This window comes from Empedobacter sp. UBA3475, from assembly GCF_002378465.1.
Taxonomy (GTDB): domain Bacteria; phylum Bacteroidota; class Bacteroidia; order Flavobacteriales; family Weeksellaceae; genus Empedobacter; species Empedobacter falsenii_B.
Genome location: NZ_DFRA01000008.1, coordinates 1 through 5,988, shown reverse-complemented (window position 1 = coordinate 5,988; position 5,988 = coordinate 1). Strand labels below are relative to the sequence as shown.

The 5,988-nt window shown below is 31.3% G+C and carries 6 protein-coding genes; 3 read left to right on the top strand and 3 right to left on the bottom strand.

Annotated features, from left to right (window positions below):
• Positions 1–35: 35 nt before the first annotated feature.
• Together B3I31_RS01830 and dnaG are read right to left on the bottom strand one after the other, a co-directional pair.
• On the bottom strand, positions 36–527 hold the full coding sequence (locus B3I31_RS01830) for a septal ring lytic transglycosylase RlpA family protein (protein WP_219035263.1): 492 nt from the start codon (positions 525–527) through the stop codon (positions 36–38).
• 247 nt (positions 528–774) lie between these two features.
• Positions 775–2,721: a DNA primase gene (gene dnaG / locus B3I31_RS01825; RefSeq protein WP_286496023.1), complete on the bottom strand. Its 1,947-nt coding sequence runs from the start codon at positions 2,719–2,721 to the stop codon at positions 775–777.
• 163 nt (positions 2,722–2,884) lie between these two features.
• Here dnaG and B3I31_RS01820 point away from each other — a divergent pair, with 163 nt between their 5' ends.
• The 3 genes from B3I31_RS01820 to sucD all read left to right on the top strand — a co-directional run bounded on the left by B3I31_RS01820 (position 2,885) and on the right by sucD (position 5,719).
• Positions 2,885–3,667: an META domain-containing protein gene (locus tag B3I31_RS01820; protein WP_291087428.1), complete on the top strand. Its 783-nt coding sequence runs from the start codon at positions 2,885–2,887 to the stop codon at positions 3,665–3,667.
• A gap of 88 nt (positions 3,668–3,755) precedes the next feature.
• Positions 3,756–4,682 (top strand): UDP-3-O-(3-hydroxymyristoyl)glucosamine N-acyltransferase, encoded by a 927-nt coding sequence (locus B3I31_RS01815; protein ID WP_286496012.1) that lies wholly within the window; start codon positions 3,756–3,758, stop codon positions 4,680–4,682.
• 167 nt (positions 4,683–4,849) lie between these two features.
• The gene (gene sucD / locus B3I31_RS01810) at positions 4,850–5,719 is read left to right on the top strand and encodes a succinate--CoA ligase subunit alpha (protein WP_038337297.1); all 870 of its coding nucleotides are present in this window, start codon (positions 4,850–4,852) and stop codon (positions 5,717–5,719) included.
• 49 nt (positions 5,720–5,768) lie between these two features.
• Here sucD and B3I31_RS01805 read toward each other — a convergent pair.
• The coding region (locus B3I31_RS01805) for a hypothetical protein (RefSeq protein ID WP_291087425.1) at positions 5,769–5,988 on the bottom strand (220 nt) is incomplete at its 5' end.

Below are 5,988 nucleotides of genomic sequence, written 5' to 3'. Positions count from 1 at the left end.
TCAATCCTTTTCTTTTTTAATATCTAAAAATTGTTTTATTCTACAACTTCCATTTCTACGTTTAATGTTCCCGCATTAATAGAACCTATAGAAGTAAACGCTGCTTTACTCAAATCCAATAAACGAGATTTTGTATGAGGTCCTCTATCGTTTATTTTTACAACAACAGATTTTCCGTTATTTGTATTGGTTACTTTGACTTTTGTACCGAATGGTAAAGTTTTGTGGGCTGCAGTTAAGTTATTTTTGTTATATAACTCGCCACTAGAAGTTTTTTTACCGTGAAATTTATCAGCATACCATGATACAATTCCACTTACTTTTTTTCCAGCTTTTTCAACAATTTCCGAAATCGCAGTGTTATCTGTTTTATTAAAATCTGAAAATTTATTGATTAAATTAAGTTTCAAATTTTTAGTTATAGTAACTGGTAACGGATTTTCTATTGAAAAGTTTGATTTTCCTTTAGCTTGAGCCATTGGGATAATCATCAGCATTACTAATAATGTTAAAATATTCTTTGTCATTCTTTAGTTCTTTCTGAATCTTTATCTAAAATAAGCATAATTGATTTTGTTTGTACATGCATAGTTTTTTCTAATGTTTTTTAGAAATGAAAAGAGACTTAAATGTATATGTTTAGTAGCTTTAGAAAGAAATGTTAACTATAAGTTAAAAATATAGTTACTTATTAAAATTTTTAAGAATTATTTACAATTATTGTCTAAATAATTATTAATCAATTTATTAACTTTTTAACAAGTAAATGTTAAATTAAATGACGCGATTAAGATGTTGATTTAAGATATTTTTTAATCCAGTAAAACGCATAATTTGTTGAAGAATTTGACTCGTTTCTTCAATTGATAATTCAGGATTTTTTGTTTGATGCATCAATTCTTTAATCATATTATCTATGTAAATAATTTTGAAGCGAAGTAAAACATCAAATAAATCTTTGTGCACAAATTCTTCTTTTTTCTTAATATTGATGCCTTGTTTTACTGTCCAGTTTTCGCTTAAACTATGCTTTTCTAACATCATTTCCGAAGCAAGCTGTACAATTTCTGGATTGGTTAATCGAGAAAAATAGGTTCCTGTTCGCAATTCATCATTTTCTAAACCAACTTTCACTTCTTCTAAAATAGATTGATAAAGCGGATTACTCAAACTCAGTTCGTTTTCATCAAATTGAGAAATGATTTCTTGGTTAACTGTTGTTTTATATAGCTCGTTGTTCTCGTTCTTCAAATCAACTTCCAAATCACCAAATTGCATAATCAACTTAATAATTTCATTTTCTACAGTTTGTTGAACATTGATGACTTCCTTTGTAGACGGAACAACCGAAATAGCAGTTTTTTTTGTTCGCGCATTATCGATAATATGAGAAGACGAAGAAGTTGATTTATCGCCAGAATTTTGCAATTGAGCCAATTCTTTGAACAAAACTTCTTCTCGAATTTCCATAATTTTAGAAGTTTCTGCAATGTAAACTTCTTGCTTGATAATATTTGGAATAAGTGAAATCGATTTGACAATTTCTCTAATTAATTCAGCTTTTTTGATAGGATCATTCTTCGCATCTTCCAACAAAACATTTGCCTTGAAACGAATAAAATCGGAGGCATTTTCTTTTATATACGCTTCGATTTCTGTTGTCGAATGTTTTTTGGAAAACGAATCTGGATCTTCGCCTTCTGGTAACAAAAGAATTTTGACATTCATTTCTTGTTCCAAAATCATATCAATTCCACGGAAAGATGCTTTGATCCCAGCATTATCACCATCGTACATCACAATGATGTTCTCTGTCAAACGTTTTATCAAACGAATTTGTTCGTTTGTAAGCGCTGTTCCAGAACTCGCTACTACATTTTGAATTCCTGCTTGATGCAACGACAAAACATCTGTATAACCTTCGACCAAAAAACATTGATCGGCTTTTGTAATGTGTTGTTTTGCCTGAAATAATCCGTAAAGCGTTTTACTTTTATGGTAAATTTTATTTTCGGGAGAGTTTAAATATTTAGCAGCTTTGGCATCATTTCGCAAAATTCTTCCACCAAAACCTAATGTACGTCCCGAAAAACTATAAATAGGAAACATAACACGTTCGCGAAACTTGTCATATTTCTTATTATCTTCTTTGAAAGTTGCTAAACCAGCTTCTTCAATTAATTCTTTCGAATAACCATTTTTTAAGGCATATTCAGCAAAGGCATCCCATTGTTTTGGTGAATAACCAAGCTCAAATTTGTCGATGGTTTCTTTGGTAAAGCCACGTTCGCGGAAATAACTTAATCCAATCAAATTTCCTTCTTCCGAATTATGCAATTGATTAGTGAAGAATTTCTTCGCAAAATCAGTCAAGATATATAAACTTTCGCGGTCTTTTTCCTCTTGTTGTTGCTCAAAAGTATATTCAGCATCTTCTTCAATCTCGATGTTATAACGTTTTGCCAACCATCGCAACGCTTCTGGATAAGTAAATTGTTCAACTTCCATCAAAAAAGTCACAACATTTCCACCTCTTCCAGAAGAAAAATCTTTCCAGATTTGTTTGGCAGGTGAAACAACAAAAGAAGGTGTTTTTTCGTTCCCAAAAGGCGAGAGTCCTTTTAAGCTAGAACCTGCACGTTTTAAGTTTACAAAATCACCAACAACTTCTTCTACACGAGCTGTTTCGAAAATTATATCTATCGTTCTTTGAGAAATCAAATTGAATTATTTTTTAGAATTATGTAAACAAATTAATTCTCAAAATTAAAACAAATTCTTTACTTGGCTTCATCTTTTCAAAACCTTTGTAGAAATGTATTTTAACATTTTTGAGATTTGGTATGATATTCGTTTATTAGACTGAAACTTGAAATTAAATTTTATGAAATCAACAATTTTAAAAATATCTTTTTCAGCAATTTTATCAACAGGATTCTTAACATCTTGTTCTACTGTTAATAACGTGATAGGTAATACTGAAAACACAAATAACAACTCTATTTTAGGAAAATGGGAGTTGAGCCAAATCAATTTTATGAAGGCAGGTTCTATTGCAGAAGCTTATCCAATGGGAACTCCTTACCTTAATTTTATTTCGAATAGTATGTTAAATGTTTCGGATGGTTGTAACACTTTGAATGGAGGAGTTACAATTTCTGGAAATGAAATTACATTTGGTAATATGATGTCTACGATGAAAGCTTGTCAAAATGTAGAAGATTCTAATTTCAGTTCAAAATTAAACGGAAAATTAAAATACTCTATTTCAGATAATAAATTATTATTAATTCAAGGAGATATTGTCATCATGACTTTTGTTCGTCCTGGTAATTTAGCAGGTTCTTGGGAATTAGAAGAATTTATTGGTAAAGATAGAAGTGCCAAAACATTAGATGATCGTTTCCCAAATCAAAAACCTAGATTAACATTTCAAAATAACAAGGTTTCTGGTAATGATGGATGTAATAATTTGATAGGTGCTTATGTAGCAGTTGGTAATTCATTGACAGTAAAAAACATCGCCACTACGCGAATGGCTTGTCAAGGTGTAGATTATGATGCTTTTGGAGAGCGTTTTAATAATGTAAATAAATACGAAATTGTAGACGGAAAATTAGTTTTGTTTGCAAATGATGTTAAAACAATGGTTTTCAAGAAAAAATAATGAAATTCAATTTATAAATCATTAAAGCTGTCATTTTTTGACAGCTTTTTTATTTTTATATTTGTAGACTTTTTAAAAGGAGAGAAAGATGAAATTTCCACAAACACATCAATTAAAAGATATAGCATCAATTATCGATGCGAAATTTATTGGAGACGAAAATTTTCCAGTAGAAGGAATCAATGAAATTCACCGTGTAGAAGCGGGAGATATAGTTTTTGTTGATCATCCAAAATATTATGATAAAGCGTTACAATCGAATGCTACAATCGTTTTGATTAACAAAGAAGTTGATTGTCCAGAAGGAAAAGCTTTGTTGATTTCTGATGATCCTTTCCGTGATTTTGTCAAAATTGGACAACATTTTATGGCGTTTGAAACTTCTACAAAACAAATTTCTGATTCAGCAGAAATAGGTGAAGGAACAGTTATTCAGCCAGGGGCATTTATTGGAAATCATGTTAAAATTGGAAAAAATTGTGTGATTCATTCTAATGTTTCAATCAATGATTATGCAATTATCGGAGATAATGTAATTATTCGTTCGGGAACAGTTTTAGGAGCTGATGCATTTTATTACAAAAACCGCGAAACAGGTTTTGATCGTTTAAAATCTGTCGGAAATGTTATCATCGAAAATAATGTAGAAATTGGTGCGAATTGTACGATAGATAGAGGAGTTTCTGCGTCTACAATTATTGGAGAAGGAACAATTATGGATAACTTAATTCAGATTGGTCATGATACAATTATAGGTAAAAAATGTTTGATTGCTTCGCAAGTTGGAATTGCTGGTTGTGTAAATGTAGAAGACGAAGTTTCTATTTGGGGACAAGTTGGGATTACAAGTGGTATAACAATCGGTACAAAAGCGGTGTTATTAGCACAAGCAGGAGTTAGTAAATCTTTGGAAGGTGGAAAAACATATTTTGGTTATCCAGCAGAAGAGGCTCGTGGCTTGTATAAAAAAATGGCTGTCACAGAGATAATGGTTCGCGATTACAAGAGAAAATAAAATTCTTTATAGAATATATTTGCAGCCGACCATTTGGTCGGCTTTTTTTTATGATAAATATCTTATACTTTTTTGTCCTGTTCTAATAAAGACTTAGTGTATTTTTTACATTGAATATTTTTTAAAATGCAAAACTCCTTTTATATTTGTGTAAATTAAAAATCACAATGTCTGTATTAGTAAACAAAGATTCAAAAATAATCGTTCAAGGTTTCACAGGGAAAGAAGGAACTTTTCATGCTGAGCAAATGATTGAATATGGAACACAAGTAGTAGGTGGTGTAACTCCAGGAAAAGGAGGACAAACTCACCTAGGATTACCAATTTTTAACACAGTAAAAGATGCTGTTGATCAAGCAGGAGCAGACGTTTCTATTATTTTCGTTCCACCAGCATTCGCTGCTGACGCTGTAATGGAAGCTGCAGAAGCAGGTATCAAAGTAATTATTTGTATTACAGAAGGTATTCCAGTAGAAGATATGGTAAAAGTACAAGCTTATGTTGACCAAAGAGATGTAACATTAATCGGACCTAACTGTCCTGGTGTTATTACTTCTGAGGAAGCTAAAGTTGGTATTATGCCAGGTTTCATTTTCAAAAAAGGTAAAGTTGGTATCGTTTCTAAATCAGGAACTTTAACTTACGAAGCTGCAGACCAAGTTGTAAAAGCTGGTTACGGAATTTCTACAGCAATCGGAATTGGTGGAGACCCAATTATTGGAACTACAACGAAAGAAGCTGTTGAATTATTTATGAATGACCCTGAAACTGAGTGTATCGTAATGATTGGTGAAATTGGTGGACAATTAGAAGCTGAGGCTGCTCGTTGGATTAAAGCAAATGGAACTAAACCAGTTGTAGGATTTATCGCAGGACAAACTGCACCAAAAGGTCGTACAATGGGACACGCTGGAGCTATCGTTGGTGGAGCTGATGATACAGCACAAGCTAAAATGGCAATTATGGAAGAATGTGGAATCCATGTTGTTGCATCTCCTGCTGATATCGGAGCTACAGTTGCAAAAGTTTTAGGATAAGAATATTCTTAATCAAAATAGTAAGGAACTCAAATTTGAGTTCCTTTTTTTATTTTAAAATTCTTGTTATGCAATAAATATTATATGTAATCAATACAATCAATAATACTCCTAAACACATTAGTAATAAATCAAATCGCCCTTGAAATTTATTTGAAAAATCGATTTGTATTAACTCTTTATTTTGATATTTTAAAGCTTGTATTGATATTATTTTCTTATTATTTAAATGAGAATAAAAATAAGGTTGTGTAATCTTCCCCTTGTTA

What these genes read in the sequence shown, in the direction of transcription:
- B3I31_RS01815 (WP_286496012.1), top strand. Translation starts at nt 3,756, where the DNA reads ATGAAATTTCCACAAACACATCAATTAAAAGATATAGCATCAATTATC.
- B3I31_RS01830 (WP_219035263.1), bottom strand. Translation starts at nt 527, where the DNA reads ATGACAAAGAATATTTTAACATTATTAGTAATGCTGATGATTATCCCA.
- sucD (WP_038337297.1), top strand. Translation starts at nt 4,850, where the DNA reads ATGTCTGTATTAGTAAACAAAGATTCAAAAATAATCGTTCAAGGTTTC.
- B3I31_RS01820 (WP_291087428.1), top strand. Translation starts at nt 2,885, where the DNA reads ATGAAATCAACAATTTTAAAAATATCTTTTTCAGCAATTTTATCAACA.